This is a genomic window from Paenibacillus tuaregi, from assembly GCF_900086655.1.
GTDB classification, from domain to species: Bacteria; Bacillota; Bacilli; order Paenibacillales; family Paenibacillaceae; genus Fontibacillus; species Fontibacillus tuaregi.
In genome coordinates, this window is sequence record NZ_LT575476.1 from 4,849,774 (window position 1) to 4,873,725 (window position 23,952).

18 protein-coding genes and 1 pseudogene are annotated in these 23,952 nt (G+C 52.9%); 6 read left to right on the forward strand and 13 right to left on the reverse strand.

The genetic code is table 11. The annotated features are described in order from the left end of the window. Window positions 1–18 precede the first annotated feature (18 nt). A complete protein-coding gene (locus BN6628_RS21855; protein ID WP_068620524.1) occupies window positions 19–1,470 on the forward strand; it encodes a VanW family protein in 1,452 nt (483 codons plus the stop codon). Between the two features lie 24 nt (window positions 1,471–1,494). Here BN6628_RS21855 and BN6628_RS21860 read toward each other — a convergent pair whose 3' ends face one another. Then, window positions 1,495–2,910: a HAMP domain-containing sensor histidine kinase gene (locus BN6628_RS21860; RefSeq protein ID WP_068620526.1), complete on the reverse strand. Its 1,416-nt coding sequence runs from the start codon at window positions 2,908–2,910 to the stop codon at window positions 1,495–1,497. After that, window positions 2,897–3,616, reverse strand: coding sequence for a response regulator transcription factor (locus tag BN6628_RS21865; protein ID WP_068620528.1), 720 nt, complete (start codon window positions 3,614–3,616; stop codon window positions 2,897–2,899). The genes BN6628_RS21860 and BN6628_RS21865 overlap by 14 nt, the downstream gene beginning before the upstream one ends. A gap of 160 nt (window positions 3,617–3,776) precedes the next feature. Between BN6628_RS21865 and BN6628_RS21870 the strand changes: the two genes are divergently transcribed. From BN6628_RS21870 to BN6628_RS21890, 5 genes are all read left to right on the forward strand, one after another. Beyond that, on the forward strand, window positions 3,777–6,002 hold the full coding sequence (locus tag BN6628_RS21870; RefSeq protein WP_082927009.1) for a poly(ethylene terephthalate) hydrolase family protein: 2,226 nt from the start codon (window positions 3,777–3,779) through the stop codon (window positions 6,000–6,002). 38 nt (window positions 6,003–6,040) lie between these two features. After that, complete coding sequence (locus BN6628_RS21875; protein WP_068620529.1) at window positions 6,041–8,140, forward strand: serine hydrolase domain-containing protein; 2,100 nt, start codon at window positions 6,041–6,043, stop codon at window positions 8,138–8,140. Between the two features lie 340 nt (window positions 8,141–8,480). Beyond that, entirely contained in the window at window positions 8,481–9,311 is an 831-nt protein-coding gene (locus tag BN6628_RS21880; protein ID WP_068620531.1) for a CPBP family intramembrane glutamic endopeptidase, read from the forward strand. Between the two features lie 73 nt (window positions 9,312–9,384). Further along, the gene (locus BN6628_RS21885) at window positions 9,385–11,739 is read left to right on the forward strand and encodes an ATP-binding protein (protein ID WP_068620533.1); all 2,355 of its coding nucleotides are present in this window, start codon (window positions 9,385–9,387) and stop codon (window positions 11,737–11,739) included. Window positions 11,740–11,778: 39 nt separating this feature from the next. Next, the gene (locus tag BN6628_RS21890) at window positions 11,779–12,504 is read left to right on the forward strand and encodes a response regulator transcription factor (RefSeq protein ID WP_082927011.1); all 726 of its coding nucleotides are present in this window, start codon (window positions 11,779–11,781) and stop codon (window positions 12,502–12,504) included. Between the two features lie 169 nt (window positions 12,505–12,673). On the opposite strand, the gene BN6628_RS21895 is transcribed toward BN6628_RS21890, so the two are convergent. The 11 genes and pseudogenes from BN6628_RS21895 to argB all read right to left on the reverse strand — a co-directional run bounded on the left by BN6628_RS21895 (window position 12,674) and on the right by argB (window position 23,877). Further along, window positions 12,674–14,200 (reverse strand): MDR family MFS transporter, encoded by a 1,527-nt coding sequence (locus BN6628_RS21895; RefSeq protein ID WP_082927012.1) that lies wholly within the window; start codon window positions 14,198–14,200, stop codon window positions 12,674–12,676. A 45-nt stretch (window positions 14,201–14,245) separates the two neighbouring features. Continuing rightward, window positions 14,246–14,992 (reverse strand): hypothetical protein, encoded by a 747-nt coding sequence (locus BN6628_RS21900; RefSeq protein WP_068620535.1) that lies wholly within the window; start codon window positions 14,990–14,992, stop codon window positions 14,246–14,248. 45 nt (window positions 14,993–15,037) lie between these two features. Beyond that, complete coding sequence (locus BN6628_RS21905; RefSeq protein WP_068620537.1) at window positions 15,038–15,760, reverse strand: polymer-forming cytoskeletal protein; 723 nt, start codon at window positions 15,758–15,760, stop codon at window positions 15,038–15,040. A 2-nt stretch (window positions 15,761–15,762) separates the two neighbouring features. Further along, window positions 15,763–16,398, reverse strand: coding sequence for a YhbD family protein (locus BN6628_RS21910; RefSeq protein WP_068620539.1), 636 nt, complete (start codon window positions 16,396–16,398; stop codon window positions 15,763–15,765). Between the two features lie 195 nt (window positions 16,399–16,593). Further along, window positions 16,594–17,061: a DinB family protein gene (locus tag BN6628_RS21915; RefSeq protein WP_068620540.1), complete on the reverse strand. Its 468-nt coding sequence runs from the start codon at window positions 17,059–17,061 to the stop codon at window positions 16,594–16,596. A 179-nt stretch (window positions 17,062–17,240) separates the two neighbouring features. Continuing rightward, a pseudogene (locus tag BN6628_RS25770) lies at window positions 17,241–17,411 on the reverse strand (IS1595 family transposase); the annotation flags it as partial. Between the two features lie 221 nt (window positions 17,412–17,632). Continuing rightward, a complete protein-coding gene (argH, locus tag BN6628_RS21920) occupies window positions 17,633–19,048 on the reverse strand; it encodes an argininosuccinate lyase (protein WP_068620542.1) in 1,416 nt (471 codons plus the stop codon). 246 nt (window positions 19,049–19,294) lie between these two features. Beyond that, entirely contained in the window at window positions 19,295–20,527 is a 1,233-nt protein-coding gene (locus tag BN6628_RS21925; protein ID WP_068620544.1) for an argininosuccinate synthase, read from the reverse strand. Between the two features lie 273 nt (window positions 20,528–20,800). Then, entirely contained in the window at window positions 20,801–21,757 is a 957-nt protein-coding gene (gene argF / locus BN6628_RS21930; RefSeq protein ID WP_068620547.1) for an ornithine carbamoyltransferase, read from the reverse strand. Window positions 21,758–21,763: 6 nt separating this feature from the next. Further along, a complete protein-coding gene (locus BN6628_RS21935) occupies window positions 21,764–23,023 on the reverse strand; it encodes an acetylornithine transaminase (protein ID WP_068620549.1) in 1,260 nt (419 codons plus the stop codon). A 2-nt stretch (window positions 23,024–23,025) separates the two neighbouring features. Then, entirely contained in the window at window positions 23,026–23,877 is an 852-nt protein-coding gene (gene argB, locus BN6628_RS21940) for an acetylglutamate kinase (RefSeq protein ID WP_068620551.1), read from the reverse strand. Between the last annotated feature and the right edge of the window lie 75 nt (window positions 23,878–23,952).

The following is a 23,952-nucleotide window of genomic DNA, read 5'->3' on the forward strand; positions in this document are numbered from 1 at the left end:
AATTAAAGGGGGATGCAAATGAAAAAACTGCATATTCTTCTCATCATCGCAGCTTCCCTGCTGCTGTTCACTGCGGTAACGTATGGAATTCTCCACCTGTATGCGGCCAGAAATAAGATTCCTGCCGGTGTAACCGTCGGCGGCGTGGATATTGGGGGACTTACTTATGAAGAGGGGCAAGCCCGGCTGGAGCAGGAGTTCGACCGGGCGGAGAATGAGGAGATTTACTTTCATATTCCCGAGGTCCCGGGGCATCCCGGTATTAAGGTCCAATCCTCATGGAGGCGGGCAGGAGTTCATTATACAGCGGACAACTGGGAAGTGGCGGTGAGGGAACTGCGGGAGGGCTCTATCTGGAGCCGGGCCCGGGCCCGGCTTCAGCTGTCCAAGCAGTGGCAGCTGACTGTACATTGGGATAAGACCGCACTGCACAAGACGTTCAATCCAGCATGGGAGGCCAAGCAGTTCGGAGAGGGTGTTAACGCACAGCGTATCATCGGGCACGATGACAGTATTCGTTATGTACCTGAAGTCCCCGTCACACGGATTGACTGGCAAGCGTTCGCCCAGGCCTTCAAGAGCCGCATCCCGCTCTCCGCATCGGAGTCTCCCCAGCGGCAGAGTCCCGTCTTGATTCAGATTCCTCTGAAATCGGCCAAGCCGGCTGTGACGTTGGACACACTCCGCAGCCAGGGAATCCAGCGGAAAATCACTGAATTCACAACCGGGCTCGCCACAAGCTCAAGCGGCAGAGCCCACAATATCAATGCGGCGGCTCAGGTGATTGACGGCATGCTGCTGGCACCGGGTGATATTTTCGACTATGGGAAAGTCATCGACACCGCTGAAGCCAAATACGGATTTAAGCCCGCTCCCGTCATTATACAGGGCAAGTTTGTCCCCGGCATCGGCGGGGGAATCTGCCAAGTGTCCAGCACGCTGTACAATGCGGCAGTCCGGGCCGGACTGGATATTGTGGAGCGCCGCAATCACTCGCTTCCGGTCAGCTACCTGCCCAAGGGACAGGATGCGACTTTTGCCAAAGGTTATATTAACTTCCGGTTCAAGAACACAACCAGCCACCACATTCTGATTAAAGCCGGACTTATCCAGAGGAACCTGACGGTCAAGCTGTTCGGGGACATTCCCACCGGGACCCGGTATGAACTTGAATCTCGGACAATAAAGGTGCTGCCGGCCCAGCCAAAATATGTGCGCAACAACACGCTTGCCTTGGGTATTCAAGAGGTTGTACAGGAAGGCAAGGAAGGCTACATCGTGGAAACCTACCGGGTTAAATATGTGAACGGTACTGCTGTGGAACGGCGGAAAATATCGAGGGACACCTATCCCCCGCAAAATTCGATTATCGCTATTAACATGCCTGCACAGAAGCGACCGTCCACAGAGAACAAGATCCCCAAGAATTCACCGGTAGAGGACGGGGTTCAGGGACCCAGTTTTCCATAAAAATAAAGCGGATGGGCCTGTAGGTTAGGTCCCATCCGCCTGCCGCTTCGGAAGCACGATTCGGAACATGGTCCAGCCCTTGACCGGCTCCAGTGTAATCGTTCCGCCGTGCTTCTGTATAATCTGCCGGGCTATGGTAAGGCCCAGCCCTGTCCCGCCATCGCTTTTCCTGGACGGATCGCCCCGCACAAACGCCTCAAATACATGTTCCCGCTGGCTGGAGGGGATGCCAGTCCCGTTGTCGCTCACTTCAATCTGCACCGTATCTGGCTCCTCCTTCAACACCAGGACCACCTTGGTCCCGGGCGGATTGTATTTGACCGCATTCTCAAACAGATTGGAAACTGCGCGATAGAGAAGCCGGGCGTTGAACTCCGCAGCAACCGGTGCTGACGGAATATCGATCTCCACCACGAAGTCCTTATCTATGAACGCATCATAATAGTCGACAGCCAGCTTACGCACAAATTCAGCCAAATCTGCGTTGGCCATCTCTACAGGATAATCGGGGCTTTCCAGCTTGGACAGCTCGAACACATCGTCAATCAGCTCCGCTACAAGCTGTGATTTATCATGGATCAGACGGATGGTCCTTTCCTTTCGTTCCTCCTCTATCAGCCCCAGCTGCATGGCCTGCGCATATCCTCGGATCATTGTGATCGGGGTTTTCAGGTCATGGGAAATATCCACGAGCATCCGCTGCTTGCTCATCTCCAGCTGCTTCTTCTCCCGCTCAGTACGCTCCAGCTTATCCGCCATGGCATTAAAACGTTCCTGAATCTGAATAAGCTCCAAGTTCGCCTCGAAATTGAGCCTTTTCCCGTATTTCCCCCTGGCCACACTCCAAATCCCCTCTGCAATATAACGAAGCGGATTGGTGATACTCCTTGCTGTCCAGCGGCTGTATATATAGACGATGATGGCGAACAAGAACACGAACAGCAGAGCCGCCTCCAGCAGCAGCCGCCAGAAGGCGGCCGTCTGATCCTTCGCTTGGTCCGTAATGGTCAATGAGGATTCCACATGTTTCTTCGGTATTTTCACCAGGCAGTGATAAGTCCGCCCTTCCCGGGTCTTAAATGGCGCCAGGGATACAGAATATTCCCTCTCCCCATGATCATAAAACATGCCATAAATATCCTTGTCTGTGTACCGGAAGGTGCCGTCTCGTTTAGCTCCATGCGTGTAGACGACATTCAGCTTATCATCGAGAATCTCCACCCAGCCTTCCAGCGACTCTATTGCTTCGGTATCCATCTTCTTGTAATCCGTTCGGACGATATCCCCCGCCGTCAAGTGGCTGCTCATGCCGGTGATCAATTGGGTGGTGATCCGGTGATTGAAATAAAACATAACCATCACAGCAAGCAGAGTTACCGTCAGCGAGAAGAACACGAAATTCTGAATGAGGGTCTTCTGGATTTTCTTAGGCTTGGCCATTCAGCTCTTCCTCTTTGGAGAACCGGTATCCGAGCCCGCGGATCGTCCTCAGATAGCGTGGGGCTTTGGGATCATCCCCCATCTTGTCACGCAGTCTGCTAATCTGCACCATGATGGTATTATCATCTTCAAAATAGGGGCTTGACCACACGTTCTCAAAAATTTGCCGTTTTGTGAAGATTCGCCCGGGATGCTCCATAAGCAAGGCCAATAGCTTGTATTCCAGAGCGCTTAAAGCCATTTGCCGCCCCTCGTTATACAGCTGGCAGGATTCATGATCCAGCTCCAGACGGCCAACCTTTGTCCGGGGACGGACCGGGACGGGAGACGGCTCGTTGAACTCATAGGAGCGCCGAAGCTGGGCCTGAACACGGGCAACAACCTCTAACGGATTAAACGGCTTGCCGATAAAATCATCCGCCCCCAGGCCAAGTCCGGTGATCTTGTCCATATCCTGATTCTTGGCTGAGAGGATAATAACCGGCAGCTTATACCGCTTCCTGATCAGCTTAAGCAGTTGATAGCCGTCCAGCTGCGGCATCATGATATCCAGAATCACTAAGTCCACAGGCGTCTGTGAAAGGCGTTCCCACGCCTCCCTTCCATCATTGGCCTCAATAATATCTACTTGTTCACGCTGCAAATAGAGCCGCAGGAGATCCACAATCTCCGGTTCATCGTCAGCGATTAGTATAGTTTTGCGCATCTGTATATCCCTCCTGGTTACACAAGAAGTTCGCTCCCGTTCATCCAGACTCCTTCCATGTAAGTTTATTGTAAGGTGCCAGCCAGAGTGGAGAAAGATTCGCCTCCTATACTGGGGCAGTATCTTATCGATAACACATGCCCGCATTGGAGGAATTGAAATGAAGCTTGACCCCAATAACAGAGTTAACCGGGTGCGGAGCAAGCTGCTCCCTCTCCCCCGGCCCAAACCGCTCAGCAGCGGCTGGAAGGGTGCGATCACCGCAGTCTTTGCATGTGCACTCCTGCTCATCTTGTTTCAGTCCTATTACATGATCGGCGGGCAGGGCCCTCTGAGGTATGTAATTGGTTCAGTTGTGGCGATTGTATTTTTTGTGCTCGCGGCCGGGGTCGTAGCCCTGGGGCTGCATCTGCTGAAGAAACTTCCGACTCTCTACATATGGGCGGTTGTTGCTTCAGCCGGAATGATGTTATTTTGCTTCATCGTTCCGACCGTGTCTCTGATCATGATTGCCGCAACCATCACCATAGTGTCCCTGCTTGGCTCGATGTTATGGAAGTGGCGGAAAAAGGAGTACCTGGGCATGGCCCGCCGGGGGATCATCTTCCGGGTGCTCTGGGCTGGACTCCTCACCGTGACACTGATCTCCGGAACCTTCTGGTACTTAGGCAGCGGATCAGACCCATTGTCTCCAGCTTACCGGCTGAACGAGATGAAGAAGGCTCCCCGGTACAGTACCCAGCTTCCCGACCCGTCCAAGCCCGGAGCTTATGCGGTTAAAACCTTGACGTACGGCAGCCCTGACAACTATCGCGAGGTGTTCCGGCAGAGCGGTTCACTGACAACCCAGCCCGTGGACGGCTCCGCCTTCGTGAGCGGCTGGTCTTCGATCCGGACCGGGACGCTTGGTTTCGGTCCTGAGAAAATGCCGCTGAACGGACTCGTCTGGTACCCCGAAGGGCAGGGCCCCTTCCCTGTGGTTATGGCGGTGCACGGCAACCATACGATGACCGATTACTCTGACCCGGGTTATGAATACCTGGGCAAGCTGCTGGCCAGCCGCGGGTATATTTTCATCTCGATTGATGAGAACTTTCTCAACACCTCTCCCTATGACGATATGTTCATATTCCAGGTGCCCGTGAAGGAGAATCCTGCCAGAGCCTGGCTGATGCTGGAGCATCTGAAGGTCTGGAAGCAGTGGAACGAAGACCGGAGCAACCCGTTCTACGGCCGGGCCGACCTGAACAATGTCGCTCTGATCGGACATTCACGGGGCGGGGAAGCGATCACCCTTGCGGCTCTGTTCAATGGACAGAAGGCATACTCCGAGAACGCCTTAATCAAGTTCAACTATAACTTTGGCATCCGGTCCCTTATCGCAATCGGAGGAACCGACGGCCAGTTCAAGCCTTCGGGGACAACCGTGAATCTGCACAATATCAACTACCTCACCCTTCAAGGTGTACACGATATGGATGTCAGCTCCTATGATACGACAAACCAATACAAGCGGATCACCTTTGATCCCGGAACTGCCTGGATGAAGTCGTCTGTTTATATTTACGGAGCCAACCACGGTCAGTTCAACAGCGTCTGGGGCCGCACGGATGGGGCCGGCCTCGCCAACAGACTGTTTAACACGAAACAGCTCATCTCTGAAGACATGCAGCAGAGAACTGCGAAGGGCTTCATCTCGGCTTTCCTGGAGGCGACTCTGAAAGAGAACACCACCTACCGCCAGGTGTTCCAGGATCTTGGTTATGCCAAGAGCTGGCTGCCGGACAATCTATATATCAGCAATTATATGGACGCGCGCACCCGCCTGTTGGCCGGTTATAACGAAGACACCGATCCATCAACCGCCACCCTTGCAGGCGGCGAACTGCTCGGAGAACACCTGAAAGAATGGAAGGAAGAGACCGTGCAGCTGAAGTTCGCCTCAAGTGAATACAGGGCTGTCCGGATCGGCTGGGATCAGGCTGCTTCAGGAGGCAAGCTTCCCGTCTACTCACTTCGTCTTCCGAACGAGGGCGTAAAGCCGCAGGAAGGCTCTTCCCTCGTGTTCTCGATTGCAAATCTGGAAGATCATCCCGTCAATTTGACCGTTCAGGTGACCGACCGTTCAGGTCATGAAGCCAGCCTGCTGCTGAGTGAGTGGTCTCCGGTCGTACCGATGGTTGAAGGCCGGTTTCTGAAGGCCCCCTTCGATTTGATGTCACCGGTGAAAGAGCCGGTATTCCAGAACTACGGATTGGCGCTGGACGACTTCAAGCAGGCGAACCGTGACTTTGATCCGGCTGGGCTAAAGGAAATCCGCTTCAAGTTCGACCAGTCGAAGAAAGGTACGATTTTGATGAATGATATCGGCCTGAGGTCTAAATAAACCAGACTATACTCATATATTTCGAGGAGTGAACTGTATTGAAAAGATCAAGATTTTCAAGTAAAAAGGCTGCCCGATTATGGCTGCCTGCCATCACCGCTCTGACGTTAAGTGCATCGGTGGCCGCACCTGGGATGGCGGCACCAGCAGCCGGAACACCGGCTGCTCCCGCTGGCCAGAATACGGGGGCTGTCTCACAGGTATCAGGGCAGCCTGCCGGACCAACCGATCCGAAGGAGCTGGAGGCGTTCGCAGACAAGTTCTTCGCACGGGAAGATGTGAAGAAACTGCAGGTGCCGGGGGCCGTGTTCGTTGTCGTTAAAGACGGCCGCATTCTGTTCCAGAAAGGCTACGGTTATGCCGACCGGGAGAAGAAAACCCCGGTCTCCCCGGAGACCACCGTGTTCAGAATCGCGTCCGTTACCAAGGTCGTGACCGCCACCGCTTTGATGCAGCTGGCCCAACAGGGAAAGATCAATCTGGAGGACGAGGTGGAGAAGTATCTGGGCGGGCTGAAAATTCGAAACAACACCGGACTGCCGCTGAAAGTAAAACACCTGCTTACCCACACCACCGGATTTGACGTAGTGGACATCCCTATTACAGAGTCCATGACTACCGACTTGTCCAAGGTCGTCAGTCTCCGGGACTACATCAAGGAGCACATGCCTACAGTTGTATCTCCTCCCGGCAAGGTATACCGGTACGATAACTTTGCCTCCATGCTGCAGGGATATATCGTACAAGAGGTCTCAGGAGTGCCATACTCCAAGTATATTCAGGAGCATATTCTCAGACCGCTGGACATGAACCGCACATATTCCCACATTTCCCCTGAGATTCAAGACAAGCTTGCTGTTGGCTATGATGACCTGAATGCAGCTATGGCTCCATACAACCTGGTGCCAACCGACTTGCCACAGGGCGGTCTGCTAACCACAGGAAGCGATATGGCCCGCTTTATGATCGCCCATTTGGAGGCAGGCAGGCCAGGGCAGGCACCGATTCTAACGAAGGAGTCTATAGCTGCCATGCACACCCCGCAGCTTGCCATTCATCCTAAGGTGCCCAACATGACCTATGGCTTTGAATATTCTTATCGGGATGCCTACAATGGTCAAGACGTTGTTGGCAAAGGGGGAGTCGCCCCCGGATTCAGCTCCTGGCTGTGGCTGATGCCTAAGCAGCGTGTTGGCGGATTCATTGTGACGAACAAGAGCGGCCCGCTTCGGGAGATGCTGTTCCGGGAATTCATGAATCACTATTATCCGAAACCAGCGAACGCCGGAACCGGGAAGCCCGACGGTGAAACCGGTAAAGTGTCCCTGACCCCTCAGCAGCTGCGCCGGCTGGAAGGCGTCTACCGGAGCGCAGGTGTAAATTATGTGCTGACACGGATCCAATTGAATGACAAGGGACAGCTCATTCTGAAGGATTTGACAGGAACGCAAGAGCTGACACCTCTAGGGCCGCTTCTGTTCCTGGATAAGATGGGTCAGGAGGTGGCCTTCCAGGAGAATGAGGACGGGACCATCGGTTATATGTTCTCCAAGCTGAACTCCGCGGCTTACGCGGCTAAGCTTCCTGATGCGGAGCCATTCCGTGACATCGCCAAGGACCATCCCTATGCGGCCTACATTCATGGAATGAAGCAGCTCGGCCTTACCGCGGGCAAGCCGGATGGAACCTTTGGCCCGCAGGAGCCGATGACGCGGTATGAGTTCATTACCGCGGCTAATCAGTGGCTCGGCGTGCCAGCCTCCCGCAAGCCCGTTGTATTCACGGACCTGGCTGGCAAGCCTGGAGCCGAGCTAATCCAGAGCGCCCTGGACATGGGCTTTGTCCAAGGCGCGGGAGGCGGCCTGTTCAAGCCGGATCAGCCTATCACCCGGCAGGAGGCGGCGTCTATAGTCTGGCGGATGCTGACCGCCATGGGAATCCCGCCGAAACCTGCCAAGGTGAATGAGGAGCCGGCGGCCTGGGCGAAGCAGGCGGTTGAAGCGGTGGTCGCTTACCGGCTGTACGGACCGGAGGTCAAGCTGTCCGCTGACGGTGCCGCCGATTACGGAGCCAAGCGTATCATGACCCGCCAGGAAGCCGCAGCTCTGCTCGAACAGGCTACACATATGCAGCTGTAGCCGGAGGTGCTTTGGTTGAAGATGAAGATTGCCGTTAAGGGAGCATCTGCGCTATTCTCCCCCAGTGAACTGCTAACCAAAGCCTCCGAATTTGGTAATGCTCAATTCAGGCTTACTGAAAGCTCAGCCAGTAACTAATGGATGAAGCGACTCCCACGCGTGCCCTGAACGGCACGCGTATTATTATTTCCGGCAAGAATCTGCCTGCCGCCCTCCACCTGCGTGATCGCGCAAAAAGTATGCGCGGCAGCTACGGGAAACCGCATCAGACTACGGATTTCACTTCCATCCGGTTATGTTACGCTCGGACTAACCACATATCCAGAAAGGAGTGATTGAAATGCAGCAAGAATTAAGCAGAGCCCAAAGCGGAGCCGGAATATACCGGAGATTGGAACGTTTCTTTAACTTGCGTGACCCGAAGTACACCGCATTTTTGAAGAAACATGAGGCTGCTGATGTAAAGCAAATTGCTTTTTACCTGATGCTGGCAGTAGTTCCCGGATTCATTGCCTATTTCCTGGTGTTTCATATGCGTGAGCCGATCTCCCGTCTGACCGGATGGTCGGACCATTACACCCAGTTTGTCATTCTGGCCTTGATGGCAAGCGGCTGGCATACCTTCTTCCCTTTCTTCATGCTAAGATGGAAAGATAAGCTGACGTTCAAACAATCCTTGCACTATCTCGGCTTCACCCGGCTTGATCTCAGAGGGCTCATCCTCATTGTTCCTATCATCACGCTGCTGTTTACGGCGGTCTCCCTGCCTTATATGAAATACATCTATCCACCGCTGCATGATTTTCTGAACGGGATTCCTATGCTGCGCATGGAGGGCTGGCACATTTATAATCAGGGTTATTATGACTTTCCCTGGTTCCTGCTGCTGATCGGTATCTTTGGCAATTTTGTCGGTGAGGAAATCTACTTTCGGGGCTACCTCCTGCGCAAGCTGGGCAAGTTGAAATACGACTGGCTGATTGTAAGCGTCTGTTTCCAGCTCTACCATATGTGGCAAGCGCCGGTTAACTGGTCGTTCCTGCTGCTGGCGGTGGTTATCCCGTGCGAGATTATAGTAAGACTGCGAAAAAGCATTTACGGGGCCATCGTGTTCCATATTTTTGTCAATGTGTTCTGGGGAGAAATCACGCGGGCACTGGTCGGTGTGTAAGCTGAGCCGGGCCGTGAGGTCCGTGCTCCAGGGTCTATTCCCATATCCCCGGTACACTCCAGGAGGAGCTTGTATGTCCGCAATCCTATCTTATCGGCACTGGTTGATCACCCTGTCCCTTCCTGTATTTCTCTGCATCGCTCTCTACGTGCATATTCTGTCGTTCGGGCAGCCCTATATCGGGATGACTGTACGTGCGGAGGGTGCGGAGTGGAAGGTGGAACAGGTCGATCCAGCAGGCAAAGCGTATGCCCTCAAAATCCGCCAAGGCGACCGGATTCTGTCCGTTGACGGAAAGCCGGCACAGAATTTCTTCCATTCGGGAGAACGGTCACTTAAGCATGCGAAAACGCTTGAGACCCAGCATCCCGACGGCAGCAGGAGCCAGGTACAGGTGCAGATTACCGGGAAAGACCTATTCGCTTATGGTTTCTCCATCGTTATGGAAGGCCTGCTTCTGGGTATCGGCTGGTTCTCCTACCGAAAACGGCCCGAATCCCACCTGATCCGGCGCTTTTATGGATTAAATCTGCTAATGGCCCTGATTATCCTAACCCTGTACTCGACAGAACTGGCTGTATCCAATGCGATTCTATCCATCAGTGCCATTTGGCTTCCGTATGCGCTGCTCTCCTTCTTCATCCTGCTTGTATTCCATGTCACCCGCCCTTGGCTGGCGAGAGCATTTGCGGCCTTACGGATTCTGCTCTTTGTCTTCTCCGCTTACACGCTGTATACAGTGTGGCTGGACAGCATCCCCGGCTGGATACGCGAAATGGTGAACCTGGTCTTCATCGGCGCGCTGCTCTTCATTCTAGTTTTAGCCTGGCTCTATGGCAGGACACTGGAGCAGATGGAGAAGAACCAGCTGCTCATTCTGGTGACCGGTATTATTTTCAGCCTGCTGCCCTATCTGTTTCTATACGCGTTGCCTGATCTGCTCTGGAAGGACTATATCATCGCACCGGAATACGCCATGGTTGGACTCGTGCCGCTATCTGCTACGATTATGTATATCCTGGTTAAACGCCGTATGATTGACATGCTCCTGTATATGCCAAAACTTGTGATCCACAGCTTGTATCTCACCGCTGCATTCGTGTTGTTCCTGCTCGCAGCAAAATGGAACAGGCCGTCGTCCATCGCGGGCCTGTTTGTTTTGTTTGCCGGGCTAACGGCGCTGCATCAGCTAGCTCTGACCCGGACGCGAAGACATGCCGAGGAGCGCGGAAGGGTCCTGGAGCGGCAGAAGCTGCAGCTCTCCCTCCAGCTGGCTGAGAAGAAGAACATCCGGGACATTGTACGAATGCTGGTGGAGTTAACCCACCGGATGCTGGAAGTGAGCGGCGTATGCATCCTGTGGCAGCAAGGGGAGGAACGGGTAGCTCACGGCACTGGTCAGTATGCGGACATCCAAGGGATGCAGCTGGTTCATCTGGCTGCGGATCATCTTGATGAAGCCCAGCTGACGCAGCGGCTTGATGCCGCACATGTGCTCCCTATTCAGGGGACCGGGGAAGATCAGCCCTTCGGTTATATCATTCTGGGCCACAAGATCAATAAGACGCTGTATTCTTCTGATGAGAAGCAGATCATTGAACGGATTCATACAGAAGCAGCGCAGCTGTTCATCAATGCCAGACTGCTGGCCGAGCTGCAGCAGGAGCAGCAGCGTACCCTCCTGGAGAGCAAAACAAATGAGCGGAGGGTGCAGAATATCGACCAGTTCAATCACGCGCTGCTGGAAGCCCAAGAGTCTGAGCGGATTCGCACCTCCTACTTCCTGCACGATACCGTGCTCCAGAACCTGATCTTCCTGTCCCGCGATCTGGAGGAGCTGTATGACCAGGGTGGCGGCAGCAGCAGCCAGGTCTCATCCTGGTTGAAGTGTGTTTACGATACCCAGCAGCAGATCCGCATGCTCTGTGACGACCTGTACCCGCATGTCGTGGACAAGGCAGGGCTTAAGGAAGCCGTTCAGTGGCTGATTCGTACCCGCAAGGACTTCAGCGGCTTGGATATTACGCTGCAATATGAGCTTGAACCAGCAGGGCCGCTTCCGCCGCTGATCAAATCAAATATCTTCCGTATTATCCGTGAGCTTACGAATAATGTGGTCAAACATGCGGAGGCCTCCTCTCTGCATCTTCACCTTTGGACAGCCGAAAGGGCTATTCACATTACCGTGAAGGATGATGGCATAGGCTTCCAGGCAGACTCCATCTACTCTGCCGAATCCCGGGAAGAACGCAGCGGATTCGGCCTCATCTCCGTAGACAGTCAAGTCCGCCGGCTTGGAGGTAGCATGGAGATCGACTCGGCTGTGGCTCTGGGGACAACGATCCAATTGCGAATCCCGCTTGCGAACGAGGGAGAAGCCTGGGCTTCTCCGCAGGCTTCCGGGACAGCAGCCGCTACAGGCATGTAACAGTCTACAGATATGTAACAGTAGAAGGAGGGCAACTTTATGAGGGACGAGGGCATCAATATTGGCCAGCGTGGTGATAGCCGGGACAACCGGACAGACCCTTCGACAATTCAGGAGCAGAGCGCCAGTATTCGCGTTGTTCTGCTGGATGATCACCCCCTGGTGATGGAAGGCCTGAAGAACCGGCTGGAGCAGGAGCCCGGAATTCACGTGCTCCGAACTTACGCACATCCTCAGTCTCTGTTGGATGAGATCGGGAAGCTGCGAGCCGATGTGATCATCTTAGACATTTCCCTGCCCCAGATGGACGGGTTTGAGGTGGCTGGCCGTCTCAAGAAGCAGTTCGGGCAGTCCATCAAAATCATAATGCTGTCAGGTTATATGTACGACGAGTTCGTACATAAGGCTTTTGATTTGGGTGTACACGCCTACTTATCCAAGCAATCGACGTACTCGCAGATTATTAATGCGGTTAAGCAGAGTATGCTGGGACATGTGCTGATCCCTGAACATGCGCTAAACGCCGCGAAGCAGGAGCAGCTAACCCCGATGGAGCGGGAAGTGCTTAAGCAGGTCGCCCAGGAGAGGACAAACAAGGAGATTGCCCAGGTGCTTGCCATAAGCCAGAGGACGGTCGAGTACCATCTGACCTCCATCACACAAAAGCTCGGTGTGAAATCGAGAATCGGGGCTGTGGCCAAAGGCTACGAGCTGGGATTGCTAACGCGTATGTCTTCATCCAATGATTCCGAATCGTCCAGATAGGTTCGAGCATGCTCCATGTATCCAGGTTAACTACGATCTCAGTGACTAAGGAATGCGAGGCAGGCAAGGCATGACTACTAGAAATTGAGACCAGTAAAATTCCAAGCCCGAAAAAAGCCAGGCCCGGATGAGCTTCCATCCGGGCCTGGCTTTAAATATTTTTTAAATGCTAGTGTCCAGCTTGATACTCGCCTTCCATATGCGCATGCGGGTCCAGCTTGTCACGGCCCATGAAGAAGGCTGCAACCAGCGCCAATGCCGCAGGAAGGATCGCCCAGATAAAGGTCTGTACAATCGAGGAGGACATCGCTGAGGAAATGGTCTCCAGGATTTGCTGCGGAATGTGCTGCCTCAGCTCAGGAGACAGCAGCGCATGCGGGTCCTTCAGATCCAGCTCCTTCGGCAGCTGGGCGCCGCCCAGGGAAGCCGCCATTTTATTCGTGAACAGATGGCTCTGGATAATCCCGAAGACGGTAATTCCCAGTGTCATTCCAAGGGAGCGCAGGAAATTCAACGTAGAGCTGGCGGAACCGCGATCCTGCGGTTTAACTGAATGGATCGCCGCGTTGCTAAGCACGGAGAATGAGGCGCCAATCCCTAGGCCTACCAGAATCATAAAGAACCGCAGCGTCCACAAGGTGCTATTCTCATTAAGGGTGGTAAGCAGGCCCATGCCCACGATCAGCAAGGCCAGTGTAGGAATCATAATCGTACGGTACTTCAGCTTGTTCATCAGGAAACCGCCCATGGTCGCGGTAACAACGGAGCCCAGCATCATCGGCAGCAGAACCAGACCGGAGTTGGTTGGCTTGCCGCCAAGCACTCCCTGAATGAAGATAGGAATATACACAGAAGCCGTAATGAAGGCCGCACTGCTCAGAATCCCGATAACATTGCTGGACCAGTAAATCCGGCTTTTAAACATTTTGAATGAAATAATCGGCTCCTTCGCCTTGCTCTCCGCAATCAGGAACACTATTGCAAGAACTGCGAATCCGGCAAACAGGCCGAGAATCTGCCAGGAATCCCAGGCATACTTCTTACCGCCCAGCTCAAGGGCAAACATCAGGCAGACAACTCCCCCAATAAGCGTAATTGCACCTGCCCAGTCAATCTGCTGTTTGGAATGCTCACGGGATTCATGGTAGAAGAACGCGATGAATACGAAGGCAATCAGTCCAAGCGGAAGATTGATATAGAAAATCCATTCCCATCTTGCATACTCGGTCAGATATGCCCCGAGCAGCGGTCCAAAAATACTCGACATGCCGAACACAGCACCGAACAGGCCGCCGAGCTTGCCTCTGGATTCCACAGGCACCGCATCAAACATGATCGTAAAAGCGATCGGAACCAGGGCCCCGCCCCCGATACCCTGAATCGCCCGGTAAATGCTCAGCTCAACAATGGAGGTGGCAGTACCACACAGAATGGAGCCCAGCATGAATACGAGGATACCAAAGATGAAGAATCTCTTCCTTCCATACATATCCGACAGCTTTCCGAAGATCGGCATACCCGCCATCTCCGCTACCATATAAGCTGAAGTAACCCAGACGAACTTATCCAGTCCGCCCAGCTTGCCGACGATGTCGCCCATCGCCGTGGCCACGATCGTATTATCCATCGAAGCCATAAGGATGCCGAGCAGCAGACCCGCCAGGACAATCCCTAAATTATTCTTTTTCTTTTGCACAGGTTTCTTCTTCTCCTTTTATGTTCGTATATTTATATCTCCAGTTCAGTTCAAATGACTGACCTGGCTGAGCTGTTCCACCGATGAACTTCTGTCCTGGTGAAAAGCTTCTATATATTCAACCAGGCCAATCCTGCAGCCCGGACCGATTGTTACTTTGTTCCCGCGGACATATTCTGCCTCGGTATTCTCCAGATTGATCGTATCCCCCTCAATAGAGGTCGCAACCAGTCTCGGAGGTCCTTCAGGATTAAACATGTCGACCAATGCCCACAGCCCCCGCGAGGGCATGACCCGAATGAGTCCGCCGCCGATTTCCTTAATCCGGCTCTCCCCCAGCAGCTTGATCTCCACATTCTCCGAGTTGAGCATGCCGCCTATCCGGACTGCACCCCTCGCCTTGAATTCCTCTGCCTGGCATCCACCTTCAACCGTATTATAACCGGACAATTCGATCTGTTCACTTGTTATTTGACCGCCAACATGGGTGTCTCCGCTAAACTTGATTTTGCGTGCGGTTACATGCTCCTGAATCTGCAGCTTGCCCATTGTGGAGAACACTTTGCCCTCCAGCGAGCCACGTAGAATCAGATCACCCGTCAGCTTAAGTGTCTCTGCCTTTAGGCTGCCGTTCACGGTTGCATTGCCTGTGCATTTAAAGCTGATTGCATCCACATCACCGTGGATCTCCCCATCCCCTGTTATACTCAACCGTCCTACGAGGCCGCCAGCCGATCCACCGTTCCCCATAATCTTGATGTCGTGGCGCTGAGGCGTTCCGTTCTCTTGCATACTCGCATCCCCTTCCTATTGGTATGTTCCGTTTGAGACTCGGGCTTACATCTTCACCGCGTAAGAAATATCCGACTTGAGATCGGCATCATAGGTTTCGGTATATTCGACCCTATCGATCTCACACCCTGGCCCGATACGCACTCTACTTCCCCGCACAATCTTCGCCTTCGTATTCTCCAGCTCAATATCGTCCCCCTCAACCACATCCACCGTCAGTTTGGTGGCAGGGACAATCGAGAAGAGCTGAAGCAGACTTTTCCCTTCAGGCCGACGGCGAACAATAATCCGCTCTCCCCCAATCTCGCGTGCACGACAACCCCCAAACAGCTCGATAAAAATTGTGCCTGCATTCAGCAGCCCTCCGACCTGGAGATTGCCACGCACATCCAGACTCTCACATTGAAGATCTCCTTTGGTCTTCAGCGAGCCATTGATTTCCACCGTCTCCCCGTTAAGACTTGCTTCCGTCTTGGCGATTCCGTTCATAGTCAGACTGTCAAGCCGGATCTCTCCAGCAACGCTCAGCATACCGTCAGCCCGAAGCGTATCGCACTCCAGCGCTCCGTTTAGCGAGCCTGTTCCATTGATCGTTAAGCTCTGTGCCTTAATCTGGCCGTGGACCTTTATAGTTCCGTTGCAGCTCATATCCCCACAGGTAACATCTCCGTTAATCGTGCCCATTCCATCAATGAATACATTATCGTAGCTTCCGCCTGTGGCTTTGCCGACCCCATTTAGTCTCAAATTCCTGTTTGGCTGATTCATCCTCATTCCCCGCCTTCCCCGATCTTCAATTTCAATTCTTCGGTTGCCTGCGCCAATGACATGCGAACAACTTCTTTAACTCCGCGGTCAAAATAAATCTCACTGTTCATGGACAGCAGAATAAATGCGGCCACTCCCATCTTTCGGGTAAGCATCAATTCACAGTCCTTTCCAGCAAAAGCCGGATAGTGCTCCGCCAGCGTCTCAATTAGGAGCCGGCCTTCATCCAGTGAAATATTCCCGCTTTGCAGAAGTTTCTCCAGTACGTACAAAGCCAGAATCTGCTCAAACTCGAACGGACCTGTATGAGGCACGGTTTTCAAATAGATTTCCAACGCAATGTTAGTAACAATGTTACGTTTCAGCAAAATATCTCCTGTAAGGGAAATTTCCTTTAAGCTTGGCGAAAACACATCTGCCAGCTCATCTAAAGACAGGCCTTCCTTCATATTCACGATTTTATCAATACGGGCCAGAACCTTCTCCCGCGGAAAAAACGTCTCCTGCCCCGTATAAGAAGACTTTCGGATAAACCAGTCCTCGGGGATCAAGTTCTTACGTTTCCACCGATACAGCTGTCCATAGGAGATTCCCGTAATATCCAACAGTTCCTTCTTAGAGATCAGATCATCATTCATGTGGAATTCCTCCTCCTTGCGAAACTAAGTGTAACATAACATTGTTACGTTATGCAATACTAAATAAAGCTTACGTTAAAAAAGGCGCTGCCCCGGAACCCCATATTCCGGAATAGCACGCCCTGTTTTCTTTTGCCCAAAAATAAAACCGCTCACTAAAAAAGCGGTTAATTGAACTAACTGTTTACCGTTGACTCACCTTGTAAACAACCCTCTACCAATTACATTTGCTGATATTGGTTGAATCCCAATCTCTCTTGCCCATATGGATAGCTGACCCATGTGATGAATTTCGTGAGCAATTACATGGCGTAATATTTCACCTTTGGTATAACGCTCTTCAGTCCATGGAACAGTCACAATTTCGTTTTCGAAATCATTTGACCAAGTATCAAGGAACTCCTTTGTCTCTTGCATCCAAGAATCGGAAAGTTCTTTTACTTGTTCCAGTGTCTTATAGTTCTCATATTGGACTTGGATATCTGGTTTACCTTGTATTCCACGAATCCAGCTATATTCTACATCTGAAACATGAAAAAATGTATAAAGAATGCAGCCTGCTCCACCAATTCGATTACGAACCAATTCTTCATTCGGGACTTGCTTGCATAGTTCAAACCATTCATCTCTTACCATCCAATTATAATTAAATAACTTTATCAACGTATTCACCCCTTGTTATATAAAATGAACTAATGAAGGTCACCCTTCTAGGGTGCTGCGATTCCGAGTGTTCTTACGGCCACTATTGTCTCCGAAATCCTTGAAATAACTATTCAATAGGGCATTTCGGAGACAAAGGCGGACGCTCCGCTTCTTCAGAATCACTCGGCCCCTCCGCTGTGATAACTGTTGACGTTTTGAATAGAGTACAAGCCTTTTACACGCTGTTTCCCATCGGACTTGAAACGGTAATGAGCCAAGCTTTTTGAATTCGCATAGGAACTGAATGCTCTCCACGAATCGGTGCAAAACACATTTGAGTTAGATAAACAACCGCCAATTGCCTCGTTCTTGTTTACTGCTATCGGCCAAAGAATCAGCAAGCTTCTTCAATACGTTTATAGCCATGGGCAAATCATCTCCGAACTATGATAATATCCTATTATAGAACATTTGTTCGCAAATATCAACAATGTAGTTTAACATAGCCAAATTAAAAAGTCCCCTCGGCGGTTTATTGCCAAGGGAACTTTCGGTTTGAGCTATATTTTTAAATTATCAGAATGCCTGCTTATCTGCTCTTCTCCACATACTCGCTTACCCACTGCTCTGTTGTCTTCAGCTTCTCCTGAGCCCTTGAGATGGCCTCAGCCACCTGCTTGGTAGCCGTCCCTCCATACACATTGCGGGCATCAACTACCGCTTCCGGCTGAAGAACCGCATAAATCCGGTCATCGAACAGCGGGGAGAAGGTCTTGAACTCGTCCAGCGTCAGGTCCAGCAAGTACTTGTTGTTCTGGATGCAATAGAGCACTGTCTTGCCAATCACCTCATGCGCTTGGCGGAAAGGCAGGCCTTTGCCCACAAGAAAGTCAGCAATGTCTGTTGCGTTGGAGAAATCCTGATTAACGGCTTCACGCATCCGCTGCTTGTTGACCTTCATCGTTGCGATCATGCCGGCGAACAGCTGAAGTGCGCCTTCCAGCGTCGCTACGGTATCGAACATGCCTTCCTTATCCTCCTGCATATCCTTGTTGTAGGCCAGAGGCAGGGACTTCAGCACCGTAAGCAGCCCCATCAGATTGCCGTACACACGGCCGGTCTTCCCGCGGACAAGCTCGGCCACGTCCGGATTCTTCTTCTGAGGCATGATGCTGCTGCCCGTACAATACGCATCATCCAGCTCAACGAAGCGGAATTCTGTGCTGCTCCAGAGGACCAGCTCTTCGCACAGACGGGAGAGGTGAACCATGAGAATCGATGAGTTCGACAGGAATTCCAGGATAAAATCCCGGTCACTCACGGCATCCAGACTGTTCTCATATACCCCGTCGAAATGCAGCTGCTCGGCCACATAATGCCGGTCAATGGGGAATGTGGTACCCGCTAATGCTCCCGCGCCCAGCGGCAGCACATTTACCCGCTTGTAGCTGTCCTGGAACCGTTCAATATCACGCTGGAACATCGAGACATACGCCATCAGGTGATGGGCGAACAGGATAGGCTGTGCCCGCTGCAGGTGGGTGTATCCTGGCACAATGGTATCCAGGTTCGCCTCGGCCTGCCCGATGAGCGCTTCCTGGACCGTATACAGCAGCCCGGTGATCTCTACGACCCGCTTGCGCAGATACAAATGCATATCGGTAGCCACCTGATCATTGCGGCTGCGGCCGGTGTGCAGCTTCCCGCCAACCGGGCCAATCTCCTCAATCAGGTTCTTCTCGATATTCATATGGATATCCTCATCCCCGACTGAGAACTCAATCTCTCCACGGCGAATCTTGTTGAGCACCAGATGAAGCCCATCTTTGATGCGCTCCACATCTTCGGCCGGCAGGATGCCGCACTTGCCAAGCATGCTCACATGCGCCAGACTTCCTTGAATATCCTCTTCCGCCAATGCCTTGTCAAAACCGATGGAGGCGGTATATTCCTCAACCAACCGGTTTGTCTGCTTCGTAAAACGTCCTCCCCACAGCTTGCTCACCTGATCCACTCCTTCTTCTGAATGCAGACCGCAGGCCGCTCCCGGTATTAAGAGAACGGCCCTGCAATCCTACGTTATATCATTACCGGAACTTCCGCCGGCCTTCGTTCATCTTATCGTAAGCCTATACGGCCCTGTCTGCAACTGCGCTGGCGGGCAATCGCCTGCCTCGTTACAATATCCGTCCTACCTGCCAGCGGTAATTACGAAGGTGGCTAAGGCCACATCTCTGTTGCCATACGCTGCTTACTTGCTCTGCTCCACACCGGAGCCCACTTTCAGACGCAGCGCGTTCAGGCGGATGAAGCCTGCCGCATCACCCTGATCGTAAGCCTGGGTTGGGTCCGCCTCCATAGTGGCGATATCCGGATTGTACAGGCTCACCGGACTCTTCACTCCAGCGGCAATGATGTTGCCTTTGTACAGCTTCAGGCGCACAGTGCCAGACACGTTCTTCTGGCTCTCCGTAACCAGCGCCTGCAGTGCCAGACGCTCCGGTGCGAACCAGAAACCATTATACACTAGCGTGCTGTAACGTGTAATGAGGCTGTCGCGCAGGCTCATAACCTCACGGTCCATGGTCAGGGATTCCATCTTGCGATGGGCCGTGAACAAGATGGTACCGCCCGGTGTCTCATACACCCCGCGGCTCTTCATGCCCACAAAGCGGTTCTCCACCATATCCACACGGCCAATGCCGTGCTTGCCGCCGAGTTCGTTGAGCTTCTCCATTACGCCGAGCGGACTCAGCGTCTCCCCGTTCACTGCCACCACGTTCCCGGCAGCGAACTCAAGCTCCACGTATTCCGCCTCATCCGGCGCATCCTCCGGGGACACACTCAGCAGATACATGTCCTTGCTGTCTTCCGCGCTTGCGTCGAACCAAGGATCTTCCAGCACACCGCTCTCATAGCTGATATGCAGCAGATTGCGGTCTGTGGAATAGGGCTTGGCCGCCGATGCGGTTACCGGGATACCGTGCTCTTCAGCATAAGCGATCATTTCAGCCCGCCCCGGGAAGCGCTCGCGGAACTCGGTCAAGCGCCAAGGCGCGATTACGCCGATCTCCGGCGCCAAAGCTGCCGCAGCCAGCTCAAAACGCACCTGGTCATTCCCCTTGCCTGTAGCACCGTGGGCAATCGCAATAGCTCCTTCCGCACGCGCAATCTCCACCATCCGCTTGGCAATCAGCGGGCGGGCGATGCTGGTGCCGAGCAGATACTGCCCTTCATATTGGGCGCCGGCCTGAAACATCGGATAGATGAAATCCTTGGCGAATTCATCCTGCAGGTCATCGATGTAGACCTTGGAGGCCCCGGTGGCCAGCGCTTTGGCTTCGAGTCCGTCGAGTTCCTCCTTCTGCCCAATATCCGCCGTGAACGCGATGATCTCCGCGTCATAAGTCTCCTTCAACCATTTCAAAATAACGGACGTATCCAAGCCGCCTGAATAGGCCAGCACAATTTTATCTTTTGCCATGATTCCTTGTCCTCCCCTTAATTGCCCTGCTTAAGCGGGACAAGATGTCCCGCCGCCGGTCATGCTCTGCACTTTCTTGAACTTATGAAGGTTACCCTTTTGGGGCGCTGCGATGCCGAGCGTTCTTACGACCACGGTTGTCCCGAAATCCTTAAATTAACTATCCAATGGGGCATTTCGGAAACAAAGGCGGACGCTCCACTTCTTCAGAATCCCTCGGCCTCTCCGCTGAGATCGGTTAATTTTTAAAGTTCATTTTATATAATTAATATCTTAACCGATTAAGGCCGCCATCAGCGCCTTCTGCGCATGCAGCCGGTTCTCCGCCTGATCAAATATAATCGAATTCGGACCGTCGATAACTTCCGCGCTGACTTCCTCCCCACGGTGGGCAGGCAGACAGTGCAGGAACAAATAGTCCGGCTTGGCATGTTTCACAAGTTCAGTGTTCACCTGGTAGTTCTCAAACGCTTTCTCACGGGCCATCTGCTCTTCTTCAAATCCCATGCTTGCCCATACATCGGTATAAATGACATCAGCATTCTTGACTGCTTCCTCCGGACTTCTGACCACTTCGATCTTCGCTCCGGTAGTTTCAGCAATCTTCCGGCTCTCAGCCAGCACTCCGGCATCCGGCTCATAACCTTCCGGACTCGCAACCGAGACATGAACGCCAAGCTTGGCACCGCCGATCATCAAGGAATGCGCCATATTGTTGCCGTCTCCGATATAAGCCAGCTTCAGACCCTTCAGGGTGCCTTTGTGCTCCAGAACCGTCTGGAAGTCCGCCAGCACCTGGCACGGATGGGCCATATCGCTGAGACCGTTAATGACGGGAATCGAAGCATGCTCAGCCAGTTCCACCACATTGTTATGGCCAAACGTGCGGATCATAATGCCGTCCAGGTAACGCGACATAACCTTGGCGGTATCGCTGATGGTCTCCCCGCGTCCCAGCTGGATATCATTCTTGCTCAGGAACAGCGCGTGTCCACCCAGCTGATATGTACCCACCTCGAAGGAGACGCGGGTCCGGGTTGAAGATTTCTCAAAGATCAGCCCCATGGTCTTGCCCTTTAGCGGCTGAAATTCTTCCCCGTTCTTCTGCTTGCGCTTGATCTCGATAGCGAGGTCAAGCAAATATTGAATCTCCTCGGTGGAGAAATCGGTTAGTTCAACACAGTCGCGGCCTTTCAGGCCTGCTGCGGTATTTGCCCCCGTAAGACTCATCTTCGCTTATTCCTCCTTAGTCTGCTCGTGGCGTGCTATAATCTGGCTTAAAATATCCACGGCCTGATCTATCTCATCTTGGGTCACATACAGATTTGGCAAAAGACGGATTACATTCGGTCCGGCTGTAATGAACAGCAGACGATTCTTCTGTCCTTCTGTCACCAGATCGGCAACTGGCCCGTCACACTCAATGCCAACGATCAAGCCTTTGCCGCGAACCTCACGCACAAAAGGATGCCCGCCCAGCTTCTCCTGCAGACGGTTGATCAGGTAATCTCCCATCTCGGCCGCCCGCTCCGGCAGATGATCCTCCTGCATCGCTTCGATCGTTGCAATAATCGCCGTGGAAGCGATTGGGTTGCCGCCGAAGGTGGAGGCGTGGCTGCCTGCGGAGAACGCCTCGCGGAGGTACTCCTTGGCCAGCATCGCTCCCGCCGGAATTCCGCTGCCAATCCCTTTGGCCAGGGTAAAAATATCCGGCTCAATGCCGTAATGCTGATGCGCGAACCATTTCCCCGTACGGCCCATGCCTGTCTGAACCTCATCCACGATAAGCAGAATTCCATGCTCCTTGCGAAGGGTCTCGATTTCCTGCAGAAAAGCAGGATCGACGAGATGAATGCCGCCCTCGGCGCGAACCATCTCCAGCATAATTGCGGCTGTCTTAGGTCCGATGGCGGCCTTGAGCGCCTCGATATCATGCATTTCCACCGTCACGAAGCCTTCCGGCAGCGGGAGGAAGCCTTCCTTCACTTTGTCCTGGCCCGTTGCCGTCAATGTAGCAAGAGTCCGGCCGTGGAAGGACTGCTTGAACGTGATGATCTCATAGCGCTGTTCACCCTTGATCTTCTGATGGTAGCGGCGGGCCAGCTTGATCGCGGCCTCATTTGCCTCAGCACCGCTGTTTCCGAAGAATACGGCATCCCCGCATCCAAGGCTGGCAAGCAGCTGCGCCGCCTGCTCCTGCTGCGGAATTTCAAACAGATTGGACACATGCCAGATCTGATCCAGCTGCTCCTTGATTCTGTTCTTCACTTTCTCAGGAGCGTGACCGAGGTTATTCACCGCAATCCCGCTATAGAAATCCAGATAGCGGTTGCCTTGGTCATCCCATGCCCAGCTTCCTTCGCCTTTTACAAGGGAAATAGGAAAACGTCCATATGTAGGGAACAGCGCACTTGCTGTGCGACTGGAAACACTGCCCCCCTGCTCCTTGCCCTCTTTTTGCAATTGGCCTTGCGCCTGAACATTTGAATTCGCCATGATTACCGTTCACTCCTTTGCATCCGTACAATTTTGGTTCCGATCTGCTCACCGGCCAGTACCCGGCTAAGCACCTTCGGCTCACTGCCATTGACAATCACGACTTCCTTCACCTGTCCATGAATGCAGGCTACTGCCGCGCGTACCTTAGGGATCATTCCTCCGTAAATTTCACCGGTCAGAATCATGTCCTCAATCTGCTGCACCGTGACTGTAGGAAGAACCTTCTTCTCGCCGCCTGCACTACTCATAATTCCCGGAACATCCGTGACCACGATCATCTGCTGTACACCCAGCTTGGAAGCAACGGCCCCTGCCGCTGTATCCGCATTAATATTATAACGCTGTCCGTCTGCACCGACGCCGACCGGAGCAATAACTGGCATATAGCCCAGCTTCGCCACTCCTTCGATGATTGAAGCCTTGACGTCCGTGACATCACCGACCAAGCCAACCTCACTGCTGGCGGCGACCGGTTTCGCCTGAATCAGAAAGCCATCCACCCCGGATAAACCGATGGCCTGACCGCCTGACGTCTGAATACGGCGGACAATCTGCTTGTTAATGGTTCCCGACAACACCATTTCAACGACATCAAGCACTTCTTCCGAAGTATATCTAAGCCCGCCGACAAACTTGGTCTCAATTCCAAGCTTCGCCAGATTATCCGAAATCGCAGGGCCGCCCCCGTGAACAATGACCGGTTGTATACCTCTTGTCTGCAGTTCAATCAGATCATCAAAAAAAGAATCCGGCAGCTCATTAAGTGTGCTGCCCCCGCATTTCATCACAAAAGATTGGGTCTGTGAAACGCCGGAAATCCCTTGCGGTTCCCCTTGTAATACCGATTTCATGACTCCGGTCTCCCTTCTCAGGTTCGTTCTTATTGATTTACAAGTAAGACAGCCGTATGAAATGTTCTTCCGATT